The organism is Microbulbifer sp. SAOS-129_SWC (genome assembly GCF_039696035.1).
Classification (GTDB): Bacteria; Pseudomonadota; Gammaproteobacteria; order Pseudomonadales; family Cellvibrionaceae; genus Microbulbifer.
Genome location: NZ_CP155567.1, coordinates 174625 through 200389, shown reverse-complemented (window position 1 = coordinate 200389; position 25765 = coordinate 174625). Strand labels below are relative to the sequence as shown.

The 25765-nt window shown below is 58.3% G+C and carries 21 protein-coding genes and 1 tRNA gene; 9 read left to right on the top strand and 13 right to left on the bottom strand.

Annotated features, from left to right (window positions below):
• Positions 1-17 precede the first annotated feature (17 nt).
• Positions 18-1211: an MFS transporter gene (locus ABDK11_RS00850; protein WP_346838433.1), complete on the bottom strand. Its 1194-nt coding sequence runs from the start codon at positions 1209-1211 to the stop codon at positions 18-20.
• Positions 1212-1303: 92 nt separating this feature from the next.
• Between ABDK11_RS00850 and ABDK11_RS00845 the strand changes: the two genes are divergently transcribed.
• The 3 genes from ABDK11_RS00845 to selD all read left to right on the top strand — a co-directional run bounded on the left by ABDK11_RS00845 (position 1304) and on the right by selD (position 5853).
• Positions 1304-2191 (top strand): LysR family transcriptional regulator, encoded by an 888-nt coding sequence (locus ABDK11_RS00845; protein ID WP_346838432.1) that lies wholly within the window; start codon positions 1304-1306, stop codon positions 2189-2191.
• A 250-nt stretch (positions 2192-2441) separates the two neighbouring features.
• Positions 2442-4718: a TonB-dependent receptor gene (locus ABDK11_RS00840; RefSeq protein WP_346838431.1), complete on the top strand. Its 2277-nt coding sequence runs from the start codon at positions 2442-2444 to the stop codon at positions 4716-4718.
• A gap of 100 nt (positions 4719-4818) precedes the next feature.
• A complete protein-coding gene (gene selD, locus ABDK11_RS00835) occupies positions 4819-5853 on the top strand; it encodes a selenide, water dikinase SelD (protein WP_346838430.1) in 1035 nt (344 codons plus the stop codon).
• A gap of 81 nt (positions 5854-5934) precedes the next feature.
• On the opposite strand, the gene ABDK11_RS00830 is transcribed toward selD, so the two are convergent.
• Entirely contained in the window at positions 5935-7629 is a 1695-nt protein-coding gene (locus ABDK11_RS00830) for an alkaline phosphatase D family protein (RefSeq protein WP_346838429.1), read from the bottom strand.
• 245 nt (positions 7630-7874) lie between these two features.
• Here ABDK11_RS00830 and ABDK11_RS00825 point away from each other — a divergent pair, with 245 nt between their 5' ends.
• Positions 7875-9365: a C13 family peptidase gene (locus ABDK11_RS00825; protein ID WP_346838428.1), complete on the top strand. Its 1491-nt coding sequence runs from the start codon at positions 7875-7877 to the stop codon at positions 9363-9365.
• Positions 9366-9430: 65 nt separating this feature from the next.
• Here the strand turns inward: ABDK11_RS00825 and ABDK11_RS00820 are convergent, their stop codons facing one another.
• The 4 genes from ABDK11_RS00820 to ABDK11_RS00805 form a co-directional block, all read right to left on the bottom strand.
• Complete coding sequence (locus ABDK11_RS00820; protein WP_346838427.1) at positions 9431-10588, bottom strand: slipin family protein; 1158 nt, start codon at positions 10586-10588, stop codon at positions 9431-9433.
• Positions 10589-10963: 375 nt separating this feature from the next.
• Positions 10964-11035: transfer RNA gene (locus ABDK11_RS00815), tRNA-OTHER, on the bottom strand.
• Positions 11036-11321: 286 nt separating this feature from the next.
• Entirely contained in the window at positions 11322-12332 is a 1011-nt protein-coding gene (rtcA, locus tag ABDK11_RS00810) for an RNA 3'-terminal phosphate cyclase (protein WP_346838426.1), read from the bottom strand.
• 46 nt (positions 12333-12378) lie between these two features.
• Positions 12379-13605: an RtcB family protein gene (locus ABDK11_RS00805; protein WP_346838425.1), complete on the bottom strand. Its 1227-nt coding sequence runs from the start codon at positions 13603-13605 to the stop codon at positions 12379-12381.
• Positions 13606-13825: 220 nt separating this feature from the next.
• Between ABDK11_RS00805 and rtcR the strand changes: the two genes are divergently transcribed.
• Entirely contained in the window at positions 13826-15421 is a 1596-nt protein-coding gene (gene rtcR, locus ABDK11_RS00800) for an RNA repair transcriptional activator RtcR (RefSeq protein WP_346838424.1), read from the top strand.
• Between the two features lie 60 nt (positions 15422-15481).
• On the opposite strand, the gene ABDK11_RS00795 is transcribed toward rtcR, so the two are convergent.
• From ABDK11_RS00795 to ABDK11_RS00785, 3 genes are all read right to left on the bottom strand, one after another.
• Positions 15482-16189, bottom strand: a complete 708-nt coding sequence (locus ABDK11_RS00795) for a class I SAM-dependent methyltransferase (RefSeq protein ID WP_346838423.1) — start codon at positions 16187-16189, stop codon at positions 15482-15484.
• Positions 16190-16280: 91 nt separating this feature from the next.
• The gene (locus tag ABDK11_RS00790) at positions 16281-17240 is read right to left on the bottom strand and encodes an NAD(P)/FAD-dependent oxidoreductase (RefSeq protein WP_346838422.1); all 960 of its coding nucleotides are present in this window, start codon (positions 17238-17240) and stop codon (positions 16281-16283) included.
• 38 nt (positions 17241-17278) lie between these two features.
• Positions 17279-17722, bottom strand: coding sequence for an Rrf2 family transcriptional regulator (locus ABDK11_RS00785; protein WP_346838421.1), 444 nt, complete (start codon positions 17720-17722; stop codon positions 17279-17281).
• Positions 17723-17931: 209 nt separating this feature from the next.
• On the opposite strand from ABDK11_RS00785, the gene ABDK11_RS00780 reads away from it, so the two are divergent.
• Together ABDK11_RS00780 and ABDK11_RS00775 are read left to right on the top strand one after the other, a co-directional pair.
• Positions 17932-19056, top strand: a complete 1125-nt coding sequence (locus ABDK11_RS00780) for a MipA/OmpV family protein (RefSeq protein ID WP_346838420.1) — start codon at positions 17932-17934, stop codon at positions 19054-19056.
• 207 nt (positions 19057-19263) lie between these two features.
• Entirely contained in the window at positions 19264-19968 is a 705-nt protein-coding gene (locus ABDK11_RS00775) for a type II restriction endonuclease (protein ID WP_346838419.1), read from the top strand.
• Positions 19969-20018: 50 nt separating this feature from the next.
• Here ABDK11_RS00775 and vsr read toward each other — a convergent pair whose 3' ends face one another.
• The 3 genes from vsr to ABDK11_RS00760 all read right to left on the bottom strand — a co-directional run bounded on the left by vsr (position 20019) and on the right by ABDK11_RS00760 (position 22643).
• A complete protein-coding gene (vsr, locus tag ABDK11_RS00770) occupies positions 20019-20477 on the bottom strand; it encodes a DNA mismatch endonuclease Vsr (protein ID WP_346838418.1) in 459 nt (152 codons plus the stop codon).
• Positions 20477-21787, bottom strand: a complete 1311-nt coding sequence (gene dcm / locus ABDK11_RS00765) for a DNA (cytosine-5-)-methyltransferase (protein WP_346838417.1) — start codon at positions 21785-21787, stop codon at positions 20477-20479. Before dcm ends, vsr begins: the two co-directional genes overlap by 1 nt.
• A 361-nt stretch (positions 21788-22148) precedes the next feature.
• Positions 22149-22643: a hypothetical protein gene (locus ABDK11_RS00760; RefSeq protein ID WP_346838416.1), complete on the bottom strand. Its 495-nt coding sequence runs from the start codon at positions 22641-22643 to the stop codon at positions 22149-22151.
• Between the two features lie 922 nt (positions 22644-23565).
• Here ABDK11_RS00760 and ABDK11_RS00755 point away from each other — a divergent pair.
• The gene (locus ABDK11_RS00755; RefSeq protein ID WP_346838415.1) at positions 23566-23862 is read left to right on the top strand and encodes a helix-turn-helix transcriptional regulator; all 297 of its coding nucleotides are present in this window, start codon (positions 23566-23568) and stop codon (positions 23860-23862) included.
• A gap of 27 nt (positions 23863-23889) precedes the next feature.
• On the top strand, positions 23890-25152 hold the full coding sequence (locus ABDK11_RS00750) for a type II toxin-antitoxin system HipA family toxin (RefSeq protein WP_346838414.1): 1263 nt from the start codon (positions 23890-23892) through the stop codon (positions 25150-25152).
• An 18-nt stretch (positions 25153-25170) separates the two neighbouring features.
• On the opposite strand, the gene ABDK11_RS00745 is transcribed toward ABDK11_RS00750, so the two are convergent.
• Positions 25171-25722, bottom strand: a complete 552-nt coding sequence (locus tag ABDK11_RS00745) for a hypothetical protein (RefSeq protein WP_346838413.1) — start codon at positions 25720-25722, stop codon at positions 25171-25173.
• Positions 25723-25765 lie beyond the last annotated feature (43 nt).

Genomic DNA, 25765 nt, shown 5'->3' with positions numbered 1-25765 from the left:
TCAAGCCCGACCACGCATCAGGCACATCCCGCAGGCACCGTAGCAGCGCTTGCCGCGCGGCGGTCGAGGCGACCGGACAGCAGCGTCAGGAACAGCGCCAGCAGCACAATAAGCGCGCCGATCCACGGCGTATCCATCAGCGTCAGGTGCTCGATCACCGCGCCGCCCAGCACCGAGCCAATCGCAATACCGACATTGAACGCAGCGATATTCAACCCGGAGGCCACGTCCACTGCCTGGGGGGCAAACTTTTCCGCGAGCTGCACCACGTACACCTGCAGGCCGGGCACATTGCCAAACGCGAAAGCCCCCCAGATCAGCACCGTCAGCACCGCGGTCACCGGATTGCCGGCGGTCGCGGTGAACAGGGCCAGCACCGCGGCCAGCGCGGCGAAGATCAGGCTGAGCGCCCTGACCGGTCCGCGGCGATCAGCCAGGCGGCCGCCCCAGATATTGCCCACCGCTACCGACACGCCGTACACCAGCATGATCAGCCCCACCGCACCCGGAGCAAAGCCGCTCACCTGCTGCAGGATCGGCGCCAGGTAGGTGAAAGCCACGAAGGTACCGCCGTAACCCACCGCGGTCATCGCATAGACCAGCAGCAGGCGCGGCTGGGTCAGTACCGCCAGTTGCTGGCGCAGGGTGGCCGGGGCCGATTGCTTCAGGTTGCCGGGTACCAGCAGCGCGCTGCCGACCAGCGCCAGCAGGCCCAGCGCAGACACCGCCAGGAAAGTGGCGCGCCAGCCGAAGTGCTGGCCGATCCAGGTGCCCAGCGGCACGCCGGTAACCAGCGCGACGGTCAGCCCGGTGAACATCAGTGCGATGGCCCCGGCCTCCCTGTCCTTGCTCACCAGGCTGGTGGCGATGGTGGAGCCGATGGCGAAGAAGACCCCGTGGGCCAGGCCGGTGAGCAGACGCGCGACCACCAGGGAACTGTAGCCGGGGGCCAGCCAGGCCAGCAGGTTGCCGACCGTGAACAGCGTCATCACGCTGAGCAGCACCGCCTTGCGGTTCCAGCGCCCGGTCAGCGCGGTCAGCACCGGCGCACCCACGGCCACGCCGAGGGCATAGAGGCTGACCAGCAGGCCGGCCGATGGCAGGGAAACGCCCAGGTCCTGGGCGATGGTGGGCACCAGCCCGACGATCACGAACTCGGTGGTACCGATGGCAAAGGCGCTGAGCGCCAAAGCCAGAATGGCGATAGGCATGACAGACTCCACAGCAGTATTTGGTTGCGGCGGAGTATGGCGGCAGCTACTTTTTACAAAAACAGCATCAAAGGCAAAAGATTTTTACAGTTATGACAATAGTCTCCCGCACCGAAGACCTGCAGATCCTACTCGCAGTGATCGACAGCGGCGGCTTTTCCGCCGCCGCGCAGCTGCTCGAACTCCAGGTGGCGCGGGTGTCGCGCGCCGTCAGCCGGCTGGAGGCAGAGCTGGGCAGCACGCTGCTGAACCGCACCACCCGCCGGGTGGAACTGACCGAAGAGGGCCGCCAGTTCGTGGCGACAGTACGCGATGGCCTGCACCAGCTGGAAACTGCCGAGGAGCAGCTGCGCGCGCAGCGCGGCCGACCCGCCGGGCGCCTGCGGGTGGATGCCGCCACCCCGTTTCTGCTACACCAGCTGGTGCCGCTGGTACCGGACTTCCGCCGCGCCTACCCGGAAATCCAGCTGGAACTGATCGCCAACGAGCGCATTATCGACCTGCTCGAGCGCCGCGCGGATATCGCCATCCGCATCGGCACCCTGGACGACTCCAACCTGCACGCGCGCCCGCTCGGGCGCAGCCCGCTGCACCTGGTCGCCAGCCCCGCCTACCTCGCTGCAGCCGGCAGGCCGGACAAAATTGCACAACTCGAGCGACACACCCTGATCGGATTCGCCGACGCGCCGCACCTCAACCTGCTGCCGTTTGCCGAGCCGCTGCAGGTACATCCACAGATCGCCTCCAGCAGCGGCGAGGCAGTGCGCCAGCTGTGCCTCGCCGGCCAGGGTATCGCGCTGCTGTCGAATTTTATGGTGTGCGGGGATATCGAATCCGGGCGGCTGGAGAAGGTACTGCCCGGCCAACTGCAGAGCCCCAATCCACGTGAACCGGTGCAGGCGGTTTACTACCGCACCGCGGCCGTGTCGCCGCGGGTCAGCGCCTTCCTCGAATTTATCGACGGACGCCTGCATCTCTAACAGGTTGTTGAACAATGCCATCCTTGGCATTTTTCAACCCGGGTTTGCGGCACATGTCCGCAACCCCTCCACGACAAATCAAGCACTTACTTGCTTGCTTGCTGGATTCGCGGCCCGGCCCTCCATGGCCGGGTAAGCAATCTTTTTCACTCGCTGGAAAGCGTTCTGTCACGAATCAGTCACGGCGGCGTATCAATCCATCTCTAGTATCCGGCTCTTTGCTTATCCCATTAAAAGAGCCGGAGTCACCATGAAAAACATCGCGAAAGGGATTTTCCCGCTGTCCCGACTGGCCTGCCTGATCTCGGCGGTCGCCTTTTCACAGGCACAAGCACAGGCGCAGACCGCCGCCGCGGACAACGCAGTGCAGAACCTGGAAGAAGTGATCGTCACCGCGCAGAAGCGCGAGCAGGCGATCGCGGACGTGCCGCTGACGATCAGCAGCCTGGACGGGGAAACGCTGCAGGAACTGGGCGTCGACCGCTTCGACAGCCTGTCGGACCTGGTGCCGGGCCTCGTCGTGCAGCAGCAGAGCGTCAACAACAACGGCTATGTGATTCGCGGTATCACCTCCGACGACGGCAGCGCACCCGGCGCGGCGCGCGTATCGGTGTACCTGAACGGCACCGATGTGTCGCGCTCGCGCGCGTCCTATTTCGAGGTCTACGACATGGAGCGCATCGAGGTGGTCAAGGGCCCGCAGGCGACCCTGTTCGGCACCGCGGCCTCCATCGGCGCGATGAGTTTTATCACCGCCAAACCGCAACAGGATTTTGCCTCGGAACTCACCGTCGGCGCCGGCGACTACAATATGCGCAAGATCGAGGGCATGACCACCGGCGGCAACGACCTGCTGCAGGGCCGCCTGGCGTTCGTGTCCCGCGCGCGCGACGGCTATGTGCAGAACAACAGCGGCGAGGACGACCTGAACGGCTACGACCGCCGCGCCTATCGCCCCAGCCTGCGCATCACCCCCAGCGACAACCTGACCATCGACCTCATTTACAACTACGACAAAGACACCGACCCGGGCACCGCCTTCGTTAACAAGTCGGTGCTGTTTACCGACGATGCCGCGCTGAGCGTGCCGGACAACCAGGTGCTGGGCATGAACGATATCGGTGTGGACCGCACCGTGAAAGACTTCAACGCGACCGTATCCTGGGACATCAGCGACCAGCTGGCCCTGACCTATATCGGCGCGCGCCGCGATTACGATTCGCTCGAGGCCTTCGATGCCGACGGCACCGCCTACGAAATGCTGAACTTTTCCGAAAATGCCAACGGCGACCAGAGCAGCCACGAGCTGCGCCTGAACTTCAGCGGCGAGCGCCTGAACGGCTTTGTCGGTGCCAGCTACTTCGAGGAACAGGCTGAGCAGTTCGTCGGCTTCGCCTCCGAAGAGGGCCTGTTCCTGAGCTGTGCCGGCGCGCTGGCGGCGGCCAATATCGCCGGCTGCGAACCGAACGCCACCACCCTGCTGACCGGCGGTGTCCTGGCCGCAGTGCCGTACGAGAGCCACTATGCCAATGGTGCCGACAACAGCAGCCAGAACCTGTTCGCCGACGTCTCCTACCAGATCACGCCCGCACTGGAAGCCACCGTCGGCGCGCGCCTGGTGCGGGAGAAACGCGCATCCAGCTACACCAGCACCCTGCCCGCGTCCGCGATTCTCGCCGCCCAGGGTATCCAGACCGACCTGTTCTTCGGCCTGGCACTGAACACCCGCGGCGCAACCCTGCGCGGCGACACCGACAGCTCCGCACTGCTGCCGCGCTTCAACCTGCTGTACTCGCTCAACGACAACGTCAACCTGTACGGCACCGTGTCCCGCGGCGAGCGCTCCGAGGTGATCGATATGGCCTCCGGCACGGCCAGCGTCGCGCCGGCGGAGGAGGTCGACAACTACGAAGTCGGCCTCAAGGGCCGCCTGGCGGATACCGCACTGGATTACTCGCTGGCCGCCTTTTACCAGGATTACCAGAACTTCCAGGTCAACGTGGTCGACCAGGACAGCGGTCAGACCCGCACCGAAAACGCCGGCTCGGCCACCAATACCGGCCTCGAGGCGGAGCTGCGCTGGAGCGTGTCCGACCAGCTACAGCTGCTGGCCAACGCCGCCTATATCGATGCCGGTATCGACGACAACTCGGCCAACGGTACCTACGCCGGCAACCAGTTCCGCCTGCAGCCGGAAGTGACCGGCGCCCTCAGCTACCTGTACGAGACGCCGCTCGGCGGCAACCTGATGTTCACCAGCAGCGGCAGCTGGAGCTATCGCTCGTCGGTGTATTTCGATATCGAAAACCGGTTCGAGGAGGATGCGGTGGACCTGCTCAACCTGCGCGCCGGCGTCGCCGCCAGCGACCGCAACTGGTCCCTGACCCTGGCGGCGAGCAACCTGCTGGACAAGGAGTACATCATGGACGCCGGCAACACCGGTGCCGCCTTCGGTTTCCCCACCTATATCGCCGGCGCCCCGCGCACCCTGAGCCTGGAGTTCAACAAGCGCTTCGGCGCGCTCTGATCCGGCCATGAATGCGGCGGTCCCGGCAACGGGACCGCCCGGTACCGCCGCCACTTTTGCTATTATCTGCGCCTTCCGATCACCGCCCCCAGGAGAGCGCATGAGCGAACAGATCCGCCTCACCCAGTACAGCCACGGCGCCGGCTGCGGCTGCAAGATTTCCCCCAAGGTGCTGGAAGTGATGCTGGCCGGCAGCGGCGCGCAGAACCTGGACCCGCGCCTGTGGGTCGGCAACGCCTCGCGCGACGACGCCGCCGTGTACGCGTTCGACGAGGAGCGCGGGGTCATCTCCACCACCGATTTCTTTATGCCGATTGTCGACGACCCCTTCGACTTCGGCCGTATCGCCGCCACCAACGCGATCAGCGATGTCTACGCGATGGGCGGCAAGCCGCTGATGGCGATCGCGATTCTCGGCTGGCCGGTGGACAAGCTGGCCCCGGAAGTGGCGCGCGAGGTAATGCGCGGCGGCCGCGCCATCTGCGATGAGGCCGGCATCCCGCTGGCCGGCGGCCACTCGATCGACGCGCCGGAACCCATCTTCGGCCTCGCCGTCACCGGCGCGGTGGACAAAAGCCACCTGAAACGCAACGACACCGCCAGCGATGGCTGCCGCCTGTACCTGACCAAACCGCTGGGTATCGGCATCCTCACCACCGCGGAAAAACAGGGCAAGCTCAGGGACGCGGATGTGGGCGTGGCGCGCGACTGGATGTGCACGCTGAACAGGGCCGGCAGCCACTTCGCGCAGCTGCAAGGGGTGAAGGCCATGACCGACGTGACCGGCTTCGGCCTGCTCGGCCACCTGGTGGAAATGGCGGACGGCAGCGGCCTCAGCGCGCGAATCGATTACGCCGCGGTGCCGCGCCTGACCAGCGCCGAGTATTACCTCGCGCAGGGCTGCGTGCCCGGCGGCACGCTGCGCAATTTCGACAGCTACGGCGAGCGCATCGCGCCCATCGCTGAAGCGCAGCGGCTACTGCTGTGCGACCCGCAGACCAGCGGCGGCCTGCTGGTGGCAGTGACGCCGGAGGGCGAGGCCGAGTTTCTCGCTACCGCCGCCGAGCAGGGGCTGGAGCTGGCCGCGATCGGCGAGCTGGGCGCGCAGCAGCGCCACGCGGTCGAGGTCGTTTAAGCACAGCATCGACAAAAATGCCGGCGCCTTGCGACGCCGGCATTTTTTGCTCGGGGTATCTACCGTCGCAGACCGGGCGTCTCAGCCCAGGCTGTGCATCACTTTATGCCCGCCGGCCTCGGCAAACTCGGGGCTGTCGATGTTATCCACAAACTTCCACTCCGCCTGTACCGCATCGCGGCCGAAAGTCAGCGCTAAATAACCGCGCTGGTGCAGGTTGCAGTAGTGCAGGTCGTCGATCAGCACCGGCAGCCCCTGCGCCAGCTGCGCCGCGGATTCCTCATTCAGCTTCAGGTAAGTCTCCATCCCCGGTGACGTCACGCTGGGCGCGGCGAACTCCAGCCCCACGCGGCGGCCGCCGGCATCGGTGAGGTGATTGAACCAGGCGTTGTGGGTGTCCCCGGCCACCACCACCAGGTTTTTATCCAGCGCACCCAGTTCCCGATACAGCGTCTCGCGCTCAGCTGCGTAACCATCCCAGGCATCCAGGTTGTAGGGCACTATTTTTTCGATGCGCGCGCGCTGGCTCAGGGTCAGCGGCTCGCCCTTGAGGCTGGCGGTTTTCAGCGCAACCAGTTCGGCGGCGAGATTTTTCTTGCCGCCGCCGTGCCGGAAGTTCGCCATCATTTCCAGCGGCAGGGTCATCTTGCCCATCAGCACCTGCTGGCCCAGCAACTGCCAGCGGCCGCCGGATTTGGCCACGGTGTCCACCAGCCACTCGCGCTGTTTGTTACCCAGCAGTACGCGCGCCGGGTCCATCATCGCCGCACTGAACCCCTGCGCATCGAAGTTGCCGGCATCGTCGAAATAGCTGGAGAACTCCAGCTGCTTGTCGCGGGCGATGACCCGCGTATCCAGCATATGCAGGTCGAGCAGGTCGCCGAACTGGAAGCTGCGGTAGATCTGCGGATTGCGCTCGCCCTGCGGCGGGCGGATCGGCAGCCACTCGAAATAGGCCTGCACCGCCGCCGCGCGGCGCGCAAAAAAGTCGCCCTCATCTGCGCTGTGATTCTGCGCGCCGCCCTTCCAGGTGTCGTTGGCAATTTCGTGATCGTCCCACACGGCGATAAACGGCGCGGCCGCGTGCAGCGCCTGCAGGCCCGCGTCGGTGCGGTAAACGGCGTAGCGCTTGCGGTAATCCGTCAACGTGTAGAGCTCGCCGCGGTTGTCCTCCGGCAGCGCGCGCCCGATCTGCGCCGAGCGCTCGGTGGCGTAGCCGCCCATACCGTATTCGTAGATGTAATCGCCCAGGTGCAGCACCGCATCCCAGTCGTCGCTCTGTGCGGCCAACTGGTAGGCATTGAAGTAACCGGCCGGATAGTTGGAGCAGGAGAACACCGCCAGCTTCACCTGTTCCACGCCGCGCTCGGGTAGGGTTCTGGCGCGCCCGACCGCGCTGTTTTCACCGGCACCGACAAAGCGGTAGAAGTAATCGGTGGCCGGCTCGAGCCCGCGCACATCGATCTTGACGGTGTAATCCCGGGCCAGGTCGGTTTCTACGCTGCCGCGGCGCAGTACGTCGGTAAATTCCCGATCCCGCGCCAGCTCCCAGGTAATGCGTAAAGGCTTGCCCGGATCGTTTTCCAGTGGCGTGGCCCGCGTCCACAGGATTACCGCATCCTGCAGCGGATCGCCGCTGGCAACCCCGTGCTGGAAAGTCACTGCCGACGGCAGCTTGGGCCGGCTCATCGCCTGCAGCGGTGTGGAGACCACCAGGCTGCCGCTGGTGGTGGCGAGCGCAGCCTTGATAAAGTGGCGTCGAGTGAAACTGTTCACGCGGATTTCCCCCCGGTTTTGGAATTTGATTCGCCAGCCTAGCGGGGTTTTATGACAGCATTGCAAAACCTTGATCTACCGGCAGCGCTTTATCGCGAGTTGTCCAAGCGGGCCAGCGGCCGCCCGACACAATCGTTTTCCGGGGCGCAGCGGGCGGCATTTTGGTAGTCTGGCCGCAGGCGTCGATGCAACACCGAAGCAACACCGAAGCGACGCCAGTACACCCACAACACGATGGAACCCGGATGAAACGCCGCCCCGTAATCCACCCGCTGTCACTTTCCGTCCTGCTGCTACTCGCCGGTTGCAAGCCTGCCCAGTTCGGCGGCGGCACCGCACTGCCGGACGGCTCCGTCTATCGCGGCGAGTTGCACAACGGCCTGTTCCAGGGCGAGGGGGAACTCACCTGGCCTGACGGCCGCCACTACACCGGCGCATTCGAGCAGGGTCTGATGAGTGGCCGCGGCCACCTGGACTACGGCGACGGCTGCAGCTACGACGGCGACTTCGCAAACGGCAACCGCAACGGCGAGGGCCGCTACGAATGCGGCGACGGCGTCTGGAGTGGCCGCTTCGAACAGGGGCAACTGCTCAAGGGTTCTGCCAGCTGGACCGACGGCGAGACCTACAGCGGTGAATTCCAGAATTTCCAGCCCAACGGCCAGGGCCAGCGCAACACCGCCGACGGCGCCGTCTACCGCGGCACCTTTGCCGAAGGCTACCTGGTGCAGGGCAGCTACCAGGATCCGCAGGGCTACCGCTACCGCGGCGGCTTCGACTCCGGCTACTACAACGGCGAGGGCGAACTGATCCAGCCGGACGGCACCGTGATCCGCGCCAACTTCGAGTACGGCCAGGCCAGCGGCGAGGGTGAGCGCATCCACCCAGATGCCGACGGGAAACCGGTGACCGAACAGGGCTACTTCGCCAACGGCGACTACTATCCCAGCGAAGCCGCCTGGCACAGCGGCACCGAAACCCAGCGCGCCGCCACTGAAGCGCGTCTCTACAGTGAGGCTGAGCGACTGCATGCGGCCTTTACCGACCTGGCCCCACAGCGCCCCGGCACGCGTGACATCTACGCGCTGATTGTCGGCGGTGACGGCAGCGAATCCGTATTCGCCCTCGAAGTTAACTGGGTGTCCGAGCGCCTCGGCGGCGTGTTCGATCTCAAGCAACACCAGATACGCCTGACCAACGGCAGCAACAGCGACCTGCCGCTGGCCACCCGCACCAGCGTGCGCGAAAGCCTCGCCGCGCTGGACAAGGTCATGGATCCGAGCGAGGACCTGCTGCTGGTCCACATCGTCAGCCATGGCGACAGCGACGGCAATGTCATCCTGGCGCAGCCCGACCTGGAGCTGAATAACCTGTCCGTCGCCGATGGCAAGCAATGGCTCGGCGGCCTGCACGCAAAACACCAGTGGATCGTGGTCTCCGCCTGCTATTCTGGCCTGTGGAAAAACGCCCTCGCCAACCCCGAACGGGTGGTATTCACCTCCGCCGCCGCGGACCGCACGTCCTTTGGCTGCGGCGATGATTCACAGCGGACCTGGTTCAGTTCGGCGTTGTATGGAGACGCATTGGATCAGGGCGCCAATGATCCGGCAGCGTGGTTTGCGGCGGCGGACAAGCGGGTGACGGAGATGGAGAAGGAACAGGGGATTGAGGGGGAGGAACATTCGTTGCCGCAGGTGGCAGTGGGGCAAAAATTCCTGCAGTGGTGGCAGCAGTAAACGCACCAGCCGTTCAGCGGCGAAGATCTCTATGAGTAAAAAACCCGCCCCAGGGGGCGGGTTTTTTATGGCGATGTAGCGGAAGGGCGCAACTTCACCAGATCATTCAAGACTCCGTCCAGGCCACCGTAGACGGAAATATTGCCGATCCGCTCAGTCACTCTTTCGAGAGCCTCAAGCTCCTTCAATCGCATCAGCACCGGACTGTTTTCCATCATCTTGGCGGTGTTATGCAGCGATCGCATCGCCTGGGTTTCTTCCCGGCGCTTGATCAGGTTGGCTTCGGACTCCTTCTGGGCCTCTACCACCTGATTGAGAATCTGCTTCATATCACCCGGCAGTATGATGTCTTTCACTCCCACGGTCCCAATTTCAATACCGTAATGGGCCAGTTTTTCACGCACATTGCTGACGATGCCGACGTTCAGGCTGTCCTTGTCCTCCAACAACTCGTCAAGACTGCGGGTACCCACTGCCTCGCGCAGGCGCAGCTGGAGTTCCCGGTAGATAAACTCGGCATAGTTGCCGAGCTTCAGCACAACCCTTTCCGGATCCAGCACCTTGTAACTGGCGCTCAGGTTGATGCGCAGGCTCACCCGGTCTTTGGTCAGGATTTCCTGGCCGCCGACCTCCACCGTCTGCAAGCGCAGATCCACAAGCTGCACCCCGATTGAGCGGTTGTACTTCCAGAAGCCGTAGCTTCCCGGTGCCAGACGCTGTTCCAGCTTGCCGTTGACGGTGAGCAGACCCACATACTCGTCTGGCACTTCGATATAGTGCACCGCAGACGCAGCAACAGTGGTTTTACCCACTTTCGAACCGCGACCGAGCAGGCGCACGAGTTTTTCATCAATAGTGTAGTGCTCACTGATATCAACGATATCCACACGGACCTGCTCCACACTTTTCCACACCGGCAGAAAGGTGCCCGGCGGCAGGATATCCGCCAGGTGGCCATCGCGGTACAGCAGGCCGACCTGGGTATCCGTCAATTCATGGGATTCGATATACGGCTCCAGTTTTTCCGCATGGCTGTTGAGCAAAAATTTGGCGTTGGGCCGCTTGAACAGTACATCGCTGATATCGTGGATCTCGACGCGGGTTTTACCGGCCAGCCGCATAACGCGGTAGCGGCCCGCTTCCAGCACACGTACAAAGCGATTCCTGCGGAACAGGAAGGCGCGCTCGTTATCCGCTATATCGATACATTTCCATATAACCACTGTATTTATCCTTCTCTTGATTTCCTTTACCCGCAATGGCGATAAAGGTGAGGCCCACCCGGAAACGCGGAGGACGACGGCTTGAACAGAGCAGGTTGTATCGTCATTGACTGAATCGGCCGGCGTTTCGGGCGCTGCGACAGCAGCGCTGCACCACACTGCCGGCGAATTCGGTATGACTGAACGACGTGCAATGTTGCCCACCGGCGGCGTCTGCGTTTCCGGTGCCCGAAATGCTGGCGCTCCTTTCCCGAGGGAAACGGTTTGACGGCATTTAGGGTCTGTGGGCCTCCGATACACAAAAGGGCCTTGGCCCTGCGGGGACTTGAACCCCAGGCTTTCGCCTTTACCAGTTAGGTCGTTTAAAAGACGACAGTACTTTGGCAGGAGTCGAACCTGCGACCAGCCGATGTATATCGGCCGCTCTACCCTCTGAGCTACAAAGTGTTGTTCAGGCAATTGTCCGTTCGGTACGCAAGTTGCCATTGGCTGTTGCGCCAGGCTGGCGTTTGGAACCAGCACCGCTGAGCGGATATTTTTCCTAAACTCTTTCAGGTTCATTTACTGTTGGCGCCATCTGAATGCCCTCTTTCGCGTGTAAACACATCAGCGACTTTAGAGGGCACCCAGGACCTTCATGCAAATGATCCGTATTCTTTCCCTCGCACATCCCCTGTGCGATTGTTCATCCATGATTTATCAAGTTGTACACACACCTCACAATGCTGGTTGCCTATACGCTGACGCTCCAGGCAAGACCGTTTTCCCGCTGGACTTTCACCTCGATCCCGCTGAACTGACGAATCACATCGATATTTGTCAGCAGGTGCTGGCTGGGCTTCAACGTCCTGAAACAGCCGCCTTTTCCCAGCACCATCGGCAATACGATTTGATCGGCCAGGTGCTCGCCGACCGGAACGCCGGCGGCCAGGTACTGGCTTAAAGCCCTGACTGCACGGCCCGCAACCCGCTCTGCACTGAGTTGTTTCTCACCCACGACTTCAATCACCTCCGCGACGTGCTCCGATACCACCCGCAGCGAGACGATGTTGCCCGGGCCGGCGGAATCCACTTCGCGCCGGCACAGGTTCTCCTGCGGCCAGTGGCATTTATCGTGGATTTTCTGCAGTTCCCGCTCGGCGATGTGGCCCGGTATATGCGCAGAAGTCACCAAAGCTTCCTCCCGCAGCACTGCGCCGCGGTCGGGTAGATCCAATGGTTTCGGCTCCTGCAGCGGCTCAATGCGCGCCCTCCAGCGACCGCCGCCCGCCGGGTAAAACCCGAAGTGCTCCAGCTCGACGGCAACCCGGTATCCCATCTGCGCCACCAGCGGTAAAAAAGCCCTGTCGATAAAATCAAAACTGGGCGCATGGGGATTGTGCGTACCGCCTTCCAGGCAAACTTCGCTGGCGGCATCGCTCAGCAGCAGCGGTAACAGAATCGTCTGGAATACGAGACTGGTACTGCCGGCTGACCCTATGGCGAAGCGGTACTCACCGGGTCGAACCCGACCCGGCTTGAACACCACTTCCGCGGAACCCAGTTCATCACCGGAGATCTCCGCGTCGCAAATATCCCGCCCGGCGCGCAGACACGCGAGGTGCTGGCGCAACAGGCCGGGCCTGCTGCGGCCAGCGCGTATGTTTGTGATACGTACCGGCTTCTGCAGGCACATGGACAGCGTCAGTGACGAGCGAAAAATCTGCCCGCCACCTTCTCCCTGCGATCCGTCGATAACCAACATCCTGCTATTCCCTCTGATCTCTCTAATTCCTCTAATCCGTCTACCTCTATCCCTTCACACACACTACCTGCTTCAGGGTGTACACGATTTCCACCAGGTCTTTCTGCGCCGCCATCACCTTTTCAATCGGCTTGTAAGCCGCCGGTGTTTCATCGATGACATCGGCGTCTTTGCGGCACTCCACGTCGGCGGTTGCCTGCAGGTGCTCGTCCAGTGATACCAGTTTCTTGGCCCTGGTGCGCGACATCACCCGCCCGGCGCCATGGCTGCAACTGCAGAAGCTTTCACTGTTGCCGAGCCCGCGAACGATAAAGGAGCGCGCGCCCATGCTGCCCGGAATAATCCCCATCTCCCCCTCTCGGGCGCGCACCGCGCCTTTGCGGGTAACCAGCACATCCTTACCGAAATGGTGCTCGCGGGACACATAGTTATGGTGACAGTTCACCGCCTCCATGCGCACCTCGAAGTCCATTCCCAGCGACTCTTTCACGGCCCTGATCACGCGCGCCATCATCACTTCGCGGTTGATGCGGGCAAAATTCTGCGCCCACTCCACGGCTTCCACGTACTGGTCGAAGTGTTCGGTTCCCTCCGGCAGATAGGCCAGATCGGAATCCGGCAAATGGATATGCCAGCGCTCCATATCCTTTTTGGCCATCTCGATAAAATGCGTACCGATCCGGTTACCTACACCGCGGGACCCGCTGTGCAGCATCAGCCAGACACTGCCGTGTTCATCCACGCACATCTCGATAAAGTGGTTGCCCGTTCCCAGGGTTCCCAGGTGGTTGATGTTGTTGGTTTTCCTCAGCAGGGGGTGCTTTTCCTGCAACACATCAAACTGTGTCGCCAGCGGCGCCCAGGCGCTCATCACATCGTCCGGTACATTGCTCCAGGCACCCTTGTCGCGGCTGCCCCGGTTGCGCGCCGAACGGCCGTGGGGTACCGCGCGCTCAATCGCCGAGCGCACTGCAGCCAGGTTGTCCGGCAATTGCGATGCCTTGATGCTGGTGCGCACCGCCATCATGCCGCAGCCGATATCCACACCCACGGCGGCGGGAATCACCGCACCCAGCGTCGGCACCACACTGCCGATGGTGGCCCCCTTACCCAGGTGAACGTCCGGCATCGCCGCCACCCACTGGTGGATAAACGGCATGCGCGAAATATTTTTCAGCTGCTGTTTGGCCTCGTCTTCGAAAGGCACCCCGACGGTCCAGGACTTGATCGGTACACCGCCATCCTGCATCACTTCATACGCTTGCTGAGTCATTGCTCTTCCCTTGTTCAAATCCGTTTTGTGTTATTCGCTTTTGCGTTGCCCCTGTAATGCGAGGAAGGTGCCAACTTTTCACAAGGCATCAGAATTTTATTTAACCCATTGATATATATACATTTATTTAATTTTATGGCGATTATTTAAACAGACCAATCTGAACCCCAACCTTTCAAAATCTATCTTTTTCGATATCTTAATAATATATTTGATAACCATGAAAACAGTGGCTATCAGTATTCTCGGCACCACCATGGATCGGCGCGGCAAGGGCGACAAGCGCTGGGACAAGTGGCGGCCGACGGTTTCCATGTTCCAGCACGAGGATCTGCTGATCGACCGGCTGGAGCTGTTGTTCGACAACCATTCCCAGGGCCTGGCCAACCAGGTGACCGAGGATATTGCGCGCGTATCGCCGGAGACTGAGGTGGTCCACCACCGGGTAAACTTCGGGGACCCGTGGGATTTCGAGACGGTGTACAGCCAGCTGCTGGATTTCGCCCGCGGCTATCCGTTCGAACCCAACCGGGAAAATTACCTGGTACATATCACCACCGGCACCCACGTCGCGCAGATCTGCCTCTACCTGCTGACCGAGGCCGGATACCTGCCCGGACAATTGCTGCAAACGGCACCGGCCGGGCGCGATAGCAATCAGCCCGGGCAATACCAGATCATCAACCTGGATCTCTCCAAGTACGATCAGATCGCATCGCGCTTCAGGAAAGAACACCAGGAGGGCACCGTCTATCTGAAAGGCGGGATCGAGACCAACAATGCCGCCTTCAACCGGATGATCGAACAGCTGGAAAAAGTCTCCATCCGCTCCAATGCCCCCATCTTGATTACCGGCCCCACCGGCGCCGGCAAAACGCAGCTGGCGCAGAGGCTGTACGAGTTGCGCAGACAGCGCGGCAAGCTGGAGGGCCGCCTGGTTGCCATCAACTGCGCCACCCTCAAGGGCGAAAACACCATGTCCGCCCTGTTCGGCCACAAGAAGGGTGCATTCACCGGCGCCACGGCAGATCGGGCGGGCCTGCTGAGGGAGGCCAACAAGGGGTTGCTGTTCCTGGATGAAATCGGCGAGCTCGGCCTCGATGAGCAGGCGATGCTGCTGCGCGCCATCGAAGACAAGCGCTTCACACCGTTCGGGTCGGACAAGGAAGCCAGCAGTGACTTCCAGCTGATAGCCGGCACCAACAGGGACCTGGCCCAAAACGTCCGGGATGGCAGCTTTCGCGCCGATCTATTGGCCCGTATTGACCTCTGGACCTACAAGCTGCCGTCGCTCAAGGAGCGAATCGAGGATCTGGAGCCCAATATCGACTTTGAGCTGGAAGCCTTTTCCAACAAGGCCGGCTACCTGGTGAGCTTCAACAAGGCCGCCCGGGAGAAATACCTGGTGTTCGGCTGCTCAGTTGACGCCACCTGGTCCGCCAACTTCCGCGACCTCAATGCCAGTATTACCCGCATGGGTACGCTGGCGGACGGCGGCCGCATCACCGTCGAGGTCGTCGATGAAGAAATCCGGCGGCTTAAACGCAAGTGGGAGCTTCCCGCAGACACTGCCAACAATCCAAAAATATCGATCGAACGCGTACTCGGCCCGGGCAGCAGTGTGGAAATGGATTACTACGACCAGCTCAAACTCTCCGCCCTGATAGACGTCTGCCAGCAATCGAACTCAATGGCGGAGGCGGGCAGGAAATTATTCAACGTGAGCCGGCAGGCCAAGAAAACAAGCAATGATTCCCACAGGGTCAAGCAGCTGCTCAGCAAACACGGGTTAAATTTTGAAGATCTGAAATCCTAGTGATCACGGCCCCATTTTTCGGGGCCGGGATCTCGATGCGTTAGCGGCCTGCAAAGACCATCATGAAACTGAAGGCTTTCGACGCGAATACCAGCCGCGAATAAGTCCAGCCTGATAAAACTGCACCGGTGCGCCAAAACCACCCGCCCCGATAATTTCCTCCACCTCTCCCGCCGGCAGCACCGCCACATCCCGCGCATACGCTGTGCGCATCCGCTCCACCGCCTCGGGTGTAACCTCGGCGGCCTGCATCATGCGCAGCCACATTTCTAGCAGGCCGTGGTACTCCTCTGAATGGATATCGGCCGACAGATCCGAACTCACCAGAATCCCGCCGGAGTGCAGACGGCGGGCGATGTCGCGGAAGAATTCGCTGCGCGCTTGCGGCGCCAGGATGAATTGCGACACTAACAAGGCGGTGGCGCCGTCGAAGGTTTCTGTGGCGGGGAGTGATTCGACATAGCCCTGGTGAAAGGTACAGCGCTCTGCAATGCCCTGTTCGCGCGCGCGGTGGCGGCAGACTTCGAGCATGCCGGAGGATGGGTCCACCAGGGTAAAGCGCCATCGGGGAAAGCGCTCGGCGAGGTAGAGCAGCTCGGCTCCGGTGCCGGCGCCCACGCACAGCAGGTGTGCGTCTTCGGGCAGTTCGGCAAACACGGCGCCCATCAGCAGGTGCAGGGCCTTGTTCAGTGCGGCGGTCTTCTGCCACTGCTGGTCGTAGGTGGCGGCCTGCTGGTCGAATATTTCCCGGATTTCTTCGCGCTGCATGGAGTTTCTCTCGCTGTGGTTGCGCCCGGGGCGCAGGGCAGTTCGTTGCTGGGCGGTGCGCAATTTACAGGTTGTGGATAACTCGATTCATTTACTCCAGCCCCGCAAACATCAGTGAGGCATGCGCGGCGATGCCGGCCATGGCGCCGTCGGCCATCGCAAAGGTCACACTGCCCTTGGCGCGCGCGCTGTCGCCGCAAGCAAAGACACCGGGCACGGTTGTTGCCTGCTTCTCGTCGGTCTGGATCATCTCGCCCACCGGTGTGTCTTCAATGGCGCAGCCGAGCTGTTGCGCCAGCGGTGCTGCCTGGCGCATCTGGGGTGCGATATACAGACCGGCGAGATCGATGGTGCGGCCGTCCTGCAGGTGGATGGTGGCGTGCTCGCCGCTGATCCCGGTAACCGGCGTGCGTTCGATGCTGACCTTGCGCAGCGCCAGTTGACGCAGCTGCTCGGCGTCCGGCTCGAGGTAATTGTTGGTGAACAGCGTGGTGGGGCCCCAGTCGGGCAGTACCAGGGCCTGGTGCACGGACATTTCCCCCATGGCCAGGCAGCCGATGGCAGCGCCGTTCAGTTCGTAGCCGTGGCAGTAGGGGCAGTGGAATACCGAGCGGCCCCAGCGCTCCGCCAGGCCGGGCACCTCTGGCAGTTCGTCGCGCACGCCGGTGGCGAGGATCAGGCGCGCGGCCAGGTAGCTTGTGCCGGTGCCGCTGTCTGTGTTGGTTTCTGTGTCTGTTTCTGTGTCGAGAGTTATGCGGAACTGATCACCGACCTTTTCTGCCGTGCCCACATTGCCATCCACCCAGGTGACATTGGGGTAGCGCAGCAATTGGTTGCGGCCGTCGGCAGCGATATCACCCGGCGGGCGGCCGTCCTGGGTGAGCACGCCGTGGGCATGGCTGGCGAAGCGGTTGCGGCGCTGACCGGAGTCCAGCACCAGTACCCTGCGGCGGCCGCGGGCCAGTTGCAGCGCGGCGCTCATGCCGGCGTAACTACCGCCGACGACGGCGACGTCAAAATCCGTCGTATCTGGGGTTGCGGAACCGGGCATGCGTGCGCCTCTTCAGGGAATTAAGGTGGGGGGTGGAATCAGTGATCAGGGTTGCCGCAGTGCTGCATGCGCTGGTGGAAATCCCGACTCAGGTCCGCCAGCGTGATTTCGCGAAAGCGGTTTAGCAGCAGCGCCTCGGCCTCGGCAAAGGCATCGCCCATGGCCGTGTTGACCGCCTGTTCCACCAGGCAACCGGGCGCTTCGGTGCGGTGGCCGAGCGCCAGCACGCCGGGGGAGCCGAGGGCGATATGAATGTCGTAGAGGGTCACCGTCTCCAGGTCCCGCGCCAGGCGCCAGCCACCGCCGTGGCCCTTCTCCGATTGCACCAAGCCCTGCTCGCGCAGGCCGCCGAGGATGCGGCGGATCACCACGGGGTTGGTCTGCATCATGGCCGCCAGGGCCTCGGAGGTGACCGGGCCATCGGTCTCGGCCATATGCAGGAGTACGTGGAGTACGCCGGATAGTCTGCTGTCTCTTTTCATGTAACTTACATTATTACATGAATGGGCAAAACGCAAACTGTGGCCACTCGCCTTAACTCCCTCGCCTTAAAAAGAGAACAACAGAAAGCAAATGGCGACGAAAGTGCGGGATATCGCGGCAGGAGTCATCGGCATCGCCACGGCGCGCGTATACATGGGGATGGCTGCCTTATGACAAGACTCAGGACACACCCCAGGATTCATCGCCCATGAACACACCCCGGCCCATGAACACATCCCGCATCGCCCTGTTACTGGCCCTGCTCGGCGGCTCCACCGCCGCAACCGCCGAGGACATCACCGTGCGCGTGCACAATCTGCCGCCGGAGGGATCGCTGGTGCTGCAGGTCTACGATGACGCGCATACGTTCGGGGATTTCCGCAACCCGCGGAAGGAGGTGCACTACACCATCCAGCCCGGGCAGAACTATGTGATTTCCGGGGTGCCGGCCGGCACCGTGGCCGTGCTCGCCTACCTGGATGAAAACGGCAACCGCACGCTGGACAAGAACTTTATCGGTATCCCGCGGGAATCCGTGGGGCTGTCGAATAACTACAAACCCAAGGGGCCGCCCAGTTTCGACAAGGCCAGCATTGCAGTGGAAGCCGGCAAGCCGAACCAGGTGGATATCCACCTGTACGAGGTGCTCGGCGAATCCGGCCAGTGGGGTGTCGGCCTCGGTGTAATTGCCCGCAGCAGCCCCTATGTGGGTTCCGATTCCAGCGTGGTGCAGGTGATCCCCGCCATTACCTATTTCGGCGAGCGCCTGCAGTGGGTGGGGCCGCAGCTGCGCTACGGCATCGTCGGCAGCGACAAACTGCGCCTGGCCCTCACCGCCTCCTACCGCGTGGGCGCCTATGAGGAAGACGACAGCGAGAATCTCCGCGGCCTCGGCGACCGCGATTCCACCCTGCTCGGCGGCCTCGGCCTGATGTACGACGGCCCGGCCGGCACCGAGTTTGGCCTGCGCTATGAACACGACCTGCTCAACCGCGTCGGCGGCGGCACCGCCAAGGCCAGCGTGTCCAAGGGCTTCCAGTTCGGCAACCTGCGCCTGGTGCCGGAGCTTGGCGTCAACTGGCTGAGCAGCGAGATGGCGGATTACGATTACGGCGTGCCGGACTACGCCGCCCTGCCCGGCCGACCTGCTTATGCGGTAGGCAGCAGCTATACGATCGAGGCCGGTGTCGGCGGGTTGCTGGAGATTACGGAAAACTGGCGTGTGGCGTTGAGTGTGGCGGTGGAGAATCTGGACAGTGAGATAACGGATAGTCCGATTGTGGGGGATGATAATGTGGTTAAGGGGTTTGCGGCGTTGACGTATAGCTTCTGATGATTAGCCAAATCCAGGCAAACGTGAGGTCTGAGGAAATATATCTAGCTTAGTAGATTCGTTCGCGTGCTACTGACTGAGTGAAGTTTATACCAAGCGAAATGTGATCTCCCTCCCTCTCTGCTTTAATACGTATTAGCTATTGACGTGAATATCATTTTTCTATTAACTCAGGCACAATAAATTAAAGTAAAAGCGGGGGTTAGCTTGTCCCTTTTCGACCAAGTAAAAAAAGATATTCCATCCAATAATATTCTTTGCAAGGCCGCTGCCGAAGAAATTTTTTCAGGAAAATCTAAAGAAGATATCAAAGAAAATTTTTCGCAATATGTGACCGCCCTTCAAAATCGCATATACGAGAAATATCTTGAGCATGAGCAAGCTTCCGCTCAATCAGTTATTGACCAGCAAATTCAAGAAAAACAGGCGATATATTTTCCCGACCTGAACAAATTGACAATGTCTCTTTCTCAGTCCAGGAAAAGTAGAGCAGGAAAAGCTTTCGAGGGAATATTCCAAGAATTATTTTCAAGGCTTGGCTATTCATATTCAGACCAAGTGGATATTGATGGCGCAAAACCAGATTTTGTGATGCCCTCTGAGGAATATTTTAGAGAGAAACCGCTAGAATCTATTATTTTTACAGCCAAGAGAACTCTAAGAGAAAGGTGGCGTCAGGTTGTAACTGAGGCCAACAAAGGATACAGCTTTTTTCTTGCGACATTCGATGAGAAAATTTCAAGCAATCAGATAGAACAAGCGGCAAAGCACAAAATCTACGTGGTTGTGCCAAAACCTCTAAAAAATGACATACCACACTACAAAAGTTCGTACAACGTATTAAGTTTTGAGGAGTTTCTTAAGCTCCATTTAGATCCAGCAGTGCAAAGATGGCGAGCAACTGAAGAATAAACTTCTGTGTTTTCAGTGATTCAAATCTATAAGGGTTTTTCTGAATAAGGTTATTCAGAAAAACCCTTTATAGACTTGTACATCTCTCTACTTGAAAGCCACACCTCAACCTCCCTAATGAGAACGCTGTCCTGAATGCGAAATTTTCCCTTTACAGCACATTCCCAGATGTCCAGAACCCTCCAACCTTGCTCTTTTAATAATTGACGTACTTTAATATCCCTATCGACATTTTTGCTTATTTTATTCTTCCAAAACTCGTGACGAGTTTTTGGCAGCCGAAATAAATGACAGTCATGTGCATGCCAGAAACAACCATTCACAAAGATCACAGCCTTATATTTTGGAAGTACAAGATCAGGCTTTCCCGGCAAATCTTTGCGATGCAGACGATAGCGGTACCCCTTCTTGAATAAAGCCCTTCTTATCAACAATTCTGGCTTAGTATTCTTCCCCTTAATACCAGACATCATTTCAGAGCGCTTGCGCTGCGTTACAATATCGCCCATCAAGCTATTTCTTTGGTTTTGCTCTTACTTGCAACTTTTTCTTTGGCTTTAAGGATATAAGGCTTCATCAATAAGGCTACTGAAGCGAAAACCGGGACAACAACACTATTGCCAAACTGCTTGTAAGACTGCGTATCCGAAACAGGAATAACGAACTTGCTTTCACCCTTCTTATCAAAACCCATCAAGCGAGCGCACTCTCGTGGAGTCAGCCTGCGTGGGCGCCTTCTTGGCCCACGATCTACAAGAACTTCAGAGCCATCCTTGTAGTAACGAGCTGAAAGAGTCCGGGTAGAACGATCACTAGCAGTAACCTTGCCAAATCCAAATCCGTTTCCGGCTTTCTTATGTTTGTCTGCATAGGCCTTAAGATAGGCCCAGAGCTTTGGAGTTAAAATATATTTATCATCAACATCTGATTCTTTTTCAAGAATATCACCGACACTAGGTTCTTTCTTTGGAAAATAGCGCTTAATATCTTTTAGCGAAAATCCATCAGCCACATTCAAATCTCGTCTGAACGCAACAATTACAATGCGCTCTCGATTCTGTGGGACAAAATTCTTTCCATTAATAATCTTGGGATCGGATTCTGCATTATCAAACTCTCTATCAACGACATCGTATCCAAGCTCATTTAAGGTGCTCATGATGACCTTGAATGTCTTGCCCCGATCATGACTCTTAAGGTTTTTTACGTTCTCAAGCATGATTGCCAAGGGCTGTTTGGCCTCAATGATGCGAGCCACGTCAAAAAAGAGAGTCCCCTGAGTATCACACTCAAAGCCATGGGCACGGCCCAGGGAGTTTTTCTTCGATACACCAGCTATAGAAAATGGCTGACAGGGAAAACCCGCCAGCAAGACATCATGATCGGGGATGCGTTTTTGAATGTGTTTATAGGCCTGTTCTTTTGTCTTACCTTCGGGCTGGGTAATTTCCCTGATATCTCCATGAACATCATGATCACAGTGATAATTAGCAAGATATGTCTTTACCGCATATTTATCATATTCGCTGGTAAAGACGCATTTTCCACCAGCTTCTTCAAATCCATGCCTGATCCCACCTATACCAGCAAAAAGATCAATAAAGGTGAATTCATGGTTCTCAGACCGTGGCTTTGGCAGCATATTTTCAAGTCTTATTCGGTCTGCATAAGCCAGCCAGCCTTGATCTGGTTGCTTTTTACGCTCTTTAAGCCAGCGATTGACTACCTCCCTTGGATGCCTGATTTCATCAGCAATGGCCTGCTGGGAAAAAATAGAGGCAACCTTTATCAAAAGCTCAAGATCAGTTAAGGCCGACATGATGGGGCTCCATTTTGTAACGATCAGCTGCGAGGGAGAATGGGATAAATTCGTGACAAATAGTCACATTTTATTCCCTTTTTGTCAATCGAGAACTTCCAAGCACCGAAATGAATACTGTTATTATATACAGTATTCGAGCTGTATTGGGAGCCCACTCGAGAATACCCACCAGAAAATGAAAGCTGGTCAATGCATAACCAATTTTGGATTGGATACCGGCCTAATGGCCTAATGGCCTAATGGCCTAATAAAAAGACTTGATGGTATTGACCACCCGGAAACGAGCGCAGAAATCTTATTGCTGACTTACTAGTCATAAAATTTTTATCGTTTTGTTAATAGGTTTTGCCATCATTTTTCAATAATTGCAGATATAACAACCAATCTCGGATTTTCGAATATCAATATCTATTTTTTTACCACTAAAGTATTCGACGATTTCCGCCAGGTTCGCAACACTATAGAAATTTACATAATTTCCGTATTCCGTTCTTACTGTATTACATACCAGTTCAATCGGCATAATTTCACTCAAAAGCGTAGTTGTCTTTTCGGCGCACTGAGTAAGTGGAAACTCATAGTCACTCAAGATAAAAACTTCATCCCTCAAACTCTCAATGAGATCAGTATCTTTAGGCTCTAAGTCCATGCTGGCCAAAAATGGGGCAATGAACTCTCTGCCAAATTTGCCCAGCTCTGATAATAAAGTTCCCCATGTCGCCCCCTCCTCCCTTGCCCGATAAAAACATAAGACAAAATCGTATTGATCCTGTGTGAGAAATACACCGCATTTTGAACTCTCGAATTCCCACCAGAGAAAAATCAATTTTGAATGAATGTAACTGCCTGTCATCTCCACCATCCATTAGAGTCATCTTTAGGAATCAAAAACTGTAGGTAAATTCTAAATAATTAATCGCGCATAATCGGACCAAAATCTACAGCATGGAACATGTACGCCCCAAAAAATTCAGATTGCCAAGAGTTAGATTTTTGCGAATTTATCGCATTCTACAATGGAGCTTGAAACATATTTTTCATTCTTATTCCAATCATCATTAGAAATCATTTTTTCTCTACTATCGTACTCCAAATTTCGGCCTTAAGAGTGTATTTATTACTTTAAGAAAAACCCGATAATGAAAAAATCAGGCAGACAATCAAACTGAAAAATATGAACACATAAAACCAGTTAATATTCCCTCTAAATTAAGCTAGCGGAAATTTTTCTCAGAGCAAAAACTCAAAGTAAATACACGCGAGCTGATAATTTTATTTATTTTTTTCACAGATAGAGGTGCTGGCCCAAGTATTAGCTTTAGTAGTTTTCCGGATATTTTCCGTGATGCTCTCCGTGACGAGAGTGTAAATAAACTTGTGTAACCGCTCCTGCCAGCTGCTTACAGGTAATCGGCGAGACCACCGAGCTGAGCGAGGCTGTACTCTGCATCAACCTGAATTCGTTAATTAGTCCGCCAGATTACCAAAATGGGGCACCAGCGGCGACGGGGGCTGGAGCTGGAGCTGGAGCTGGAGCTGGGGCTGGGGCTAAGGCTAAGGCTAAGGCTAAGGCTAAGGCTGAGGCTGAGGCTGAGGGAGTCTCCATCAGCGGAATATGCTGCCTGGCGAAATTACAACATATTAGTTGTTTTCCACGCTCCAAGCGTTTTGAGAGGCCTAAATACAATTTATAAGTTGTATATTGACACTTGAACAACTAAAAAGCTGTATATAGACTCAATACAACTTAACTATTGTTTCCAAGAGCAATCATCTTGAAATTGACCGCGCAAATTAAACAGCGCCGCCAGGCACTGGGTCTGCAGCAGAAGGATATGCAGCTGCGTATCGGCATGAAGCAGCAGCAGTATCAGCGCATAGAGACTGAGGGCAACCCGCGACTGGATACGCTGGAGCTGGTGGCAGAGGGGCTGGATGCGGAGCTGGTATTGGTGCCGAAAGACAAGCTGCGCGCGGTGCGGGAGTTCCTGCGCGCAGGGAGTCCCGAGGACAAGGCCGGTAACCAGGGCACCAGAACGGATGAGGACCCCTGGTCCGATATTCTGGAGTAAGCGCAGGCGATGCAGGGAGAAAGCGCGTTGGAAACAGAAGCGGTTGAGGTACTGAAACTTGCGTTACACGGTGTCACGGTCGGTTATCTGGCCGGCTATCAGGGCGGCAACAATGTGCTGGTTTTTGATCCGGACTATATCGCCAATTCCGAACGCCCGACCCTGACGCTGTCGGGCAGCGCCGAGCACCCGGCCAGCAAGCGCCTCTTCGCCGCGCCGTGGATACGGCAGCAGCGGCTGCACCCGGTGCTGTCCAACTTGCTGCCGGAGGGCGCACTGCGGGATTGGTTTGCGCAGACGCTCAAGGTGCACAGGGACAATGAGTTCCCGCTATTCGCCCAGCTGGCTGCCGACCTGCCCGGTGCGCTGACGGCGGAGCCAGTCGCACCGGAACAGATTCCCCCGGGCGTGCTGGATCATCGCGCGCGCGTGGAGCCGGTGCCGCGCATGGTACTGGACGGGCGGCCGCACTTCTCACTGGCCGGTGTGCAGATGAAGTTCTCGATGTTTGAGGCGGATGGCCGCTTCAACGTGTCGCAGCCGGGCCGACTCGGCGAATGGATTGTAAAGACGCCCTCAACCCGCCACCGGGACGTGCCCCTCAACGAGTACACGGTGATGAAGCTGGCGGAGCTCGCCGGCATTGATATTCTGGAGGTGAAGCTGGTAACGCTCGACCAGCTGCAAGATCTCCCGCCCATAAACCTCCCGAATGAAACACACGCGTACGCCATCCGCCGCTTCGACCGCGATGCGCAACGGCAGCGCATCCATACGGAAGACTTCGCCCAGGTCCTGTTCAAATATCCCCACGAAAAATACGGCACGGCGAATTTTGAACAGATAGGCAGAGTGCTCTATCAATTCAGCGGTCACCGGCTGGCCAATACGCAACAGCTGGCGCGGCGCCTGCTGGTAAATATTTTGCTGGGCAATGGCGACGCGCACCTGAAAAACTGGAGCCTGGTTTACCCGGACCGCATCACCGCAGAACTGGCACCCGCTTACGATATTGTCTACACCCAGGCTTATATTCCCGGCGAGCGCCAGATATCACTCAACCTGGCTGACCACAAAGACTGGTACCAGATGCAGCTGGGCCATTTTGAAAACTGGTCGAACACTGTTGGCGTTCCCTGGCGGGCGATAAAACCACAGCTGGAAGATACGCTACAAAAGGCGCGGGAGCTGTGGCCGCAAGCGCTCGCCGGCGCACCGATGAACCCGGAGCAGAAGATACAGTTGCAGGCGCACTGGAGGCATCTGCATGCGGATTTCAGAATCGGTTAGCCGCGGGAAGTCAGGCACTCATTGCTCGCCATCCAACAGCGCAAACATTGCCTTTATCGGCCAGACACAGCCTTTTTTCCCCTTGACCGTACACGGCCGATCCGCAAGCCATAGAGAAGTACTGTAAGGCAGCAGCTCCGCAACGTCCGCGCTGTCGTACCACAACCTGGTTTCGAGATCGTTCTTCATCTGGTTCATGGTGCCTTGCACCGAGCGATCGCAATCGTTGTCGAAATACAGTCGCGATAATTGCGCCGCGGAGCTATCCAGCTGCGCTTGACTGGCGCCGGCCTTCAGCAGGGTGTTCATCAGAATATCCTGGAAATGCCAATCGAGCGCGGCCAAAGCCTCTTTGTCCACAAGGGGAATAAACACCGGGAAGCGGGTGTGATCGTGCACCAGCAGAATGCAGTCGCGGTCCTGCAGTGACAGGATATTAGCGTGCCAGCCACTCAGCAGGCTGTCGGTATTGCCGGCCAACTGCAGGTGTTTTGCACCTGTGGGAAGTAGCCCTTGCTGGTCGACCGGCAGTTTGGCGAGCAGTTTTTTGGTGGCGTGTATTCTGATCAAAGCGGTTCCATCGCTGGAAATATTTCTGATTAGTCGGCCGGTA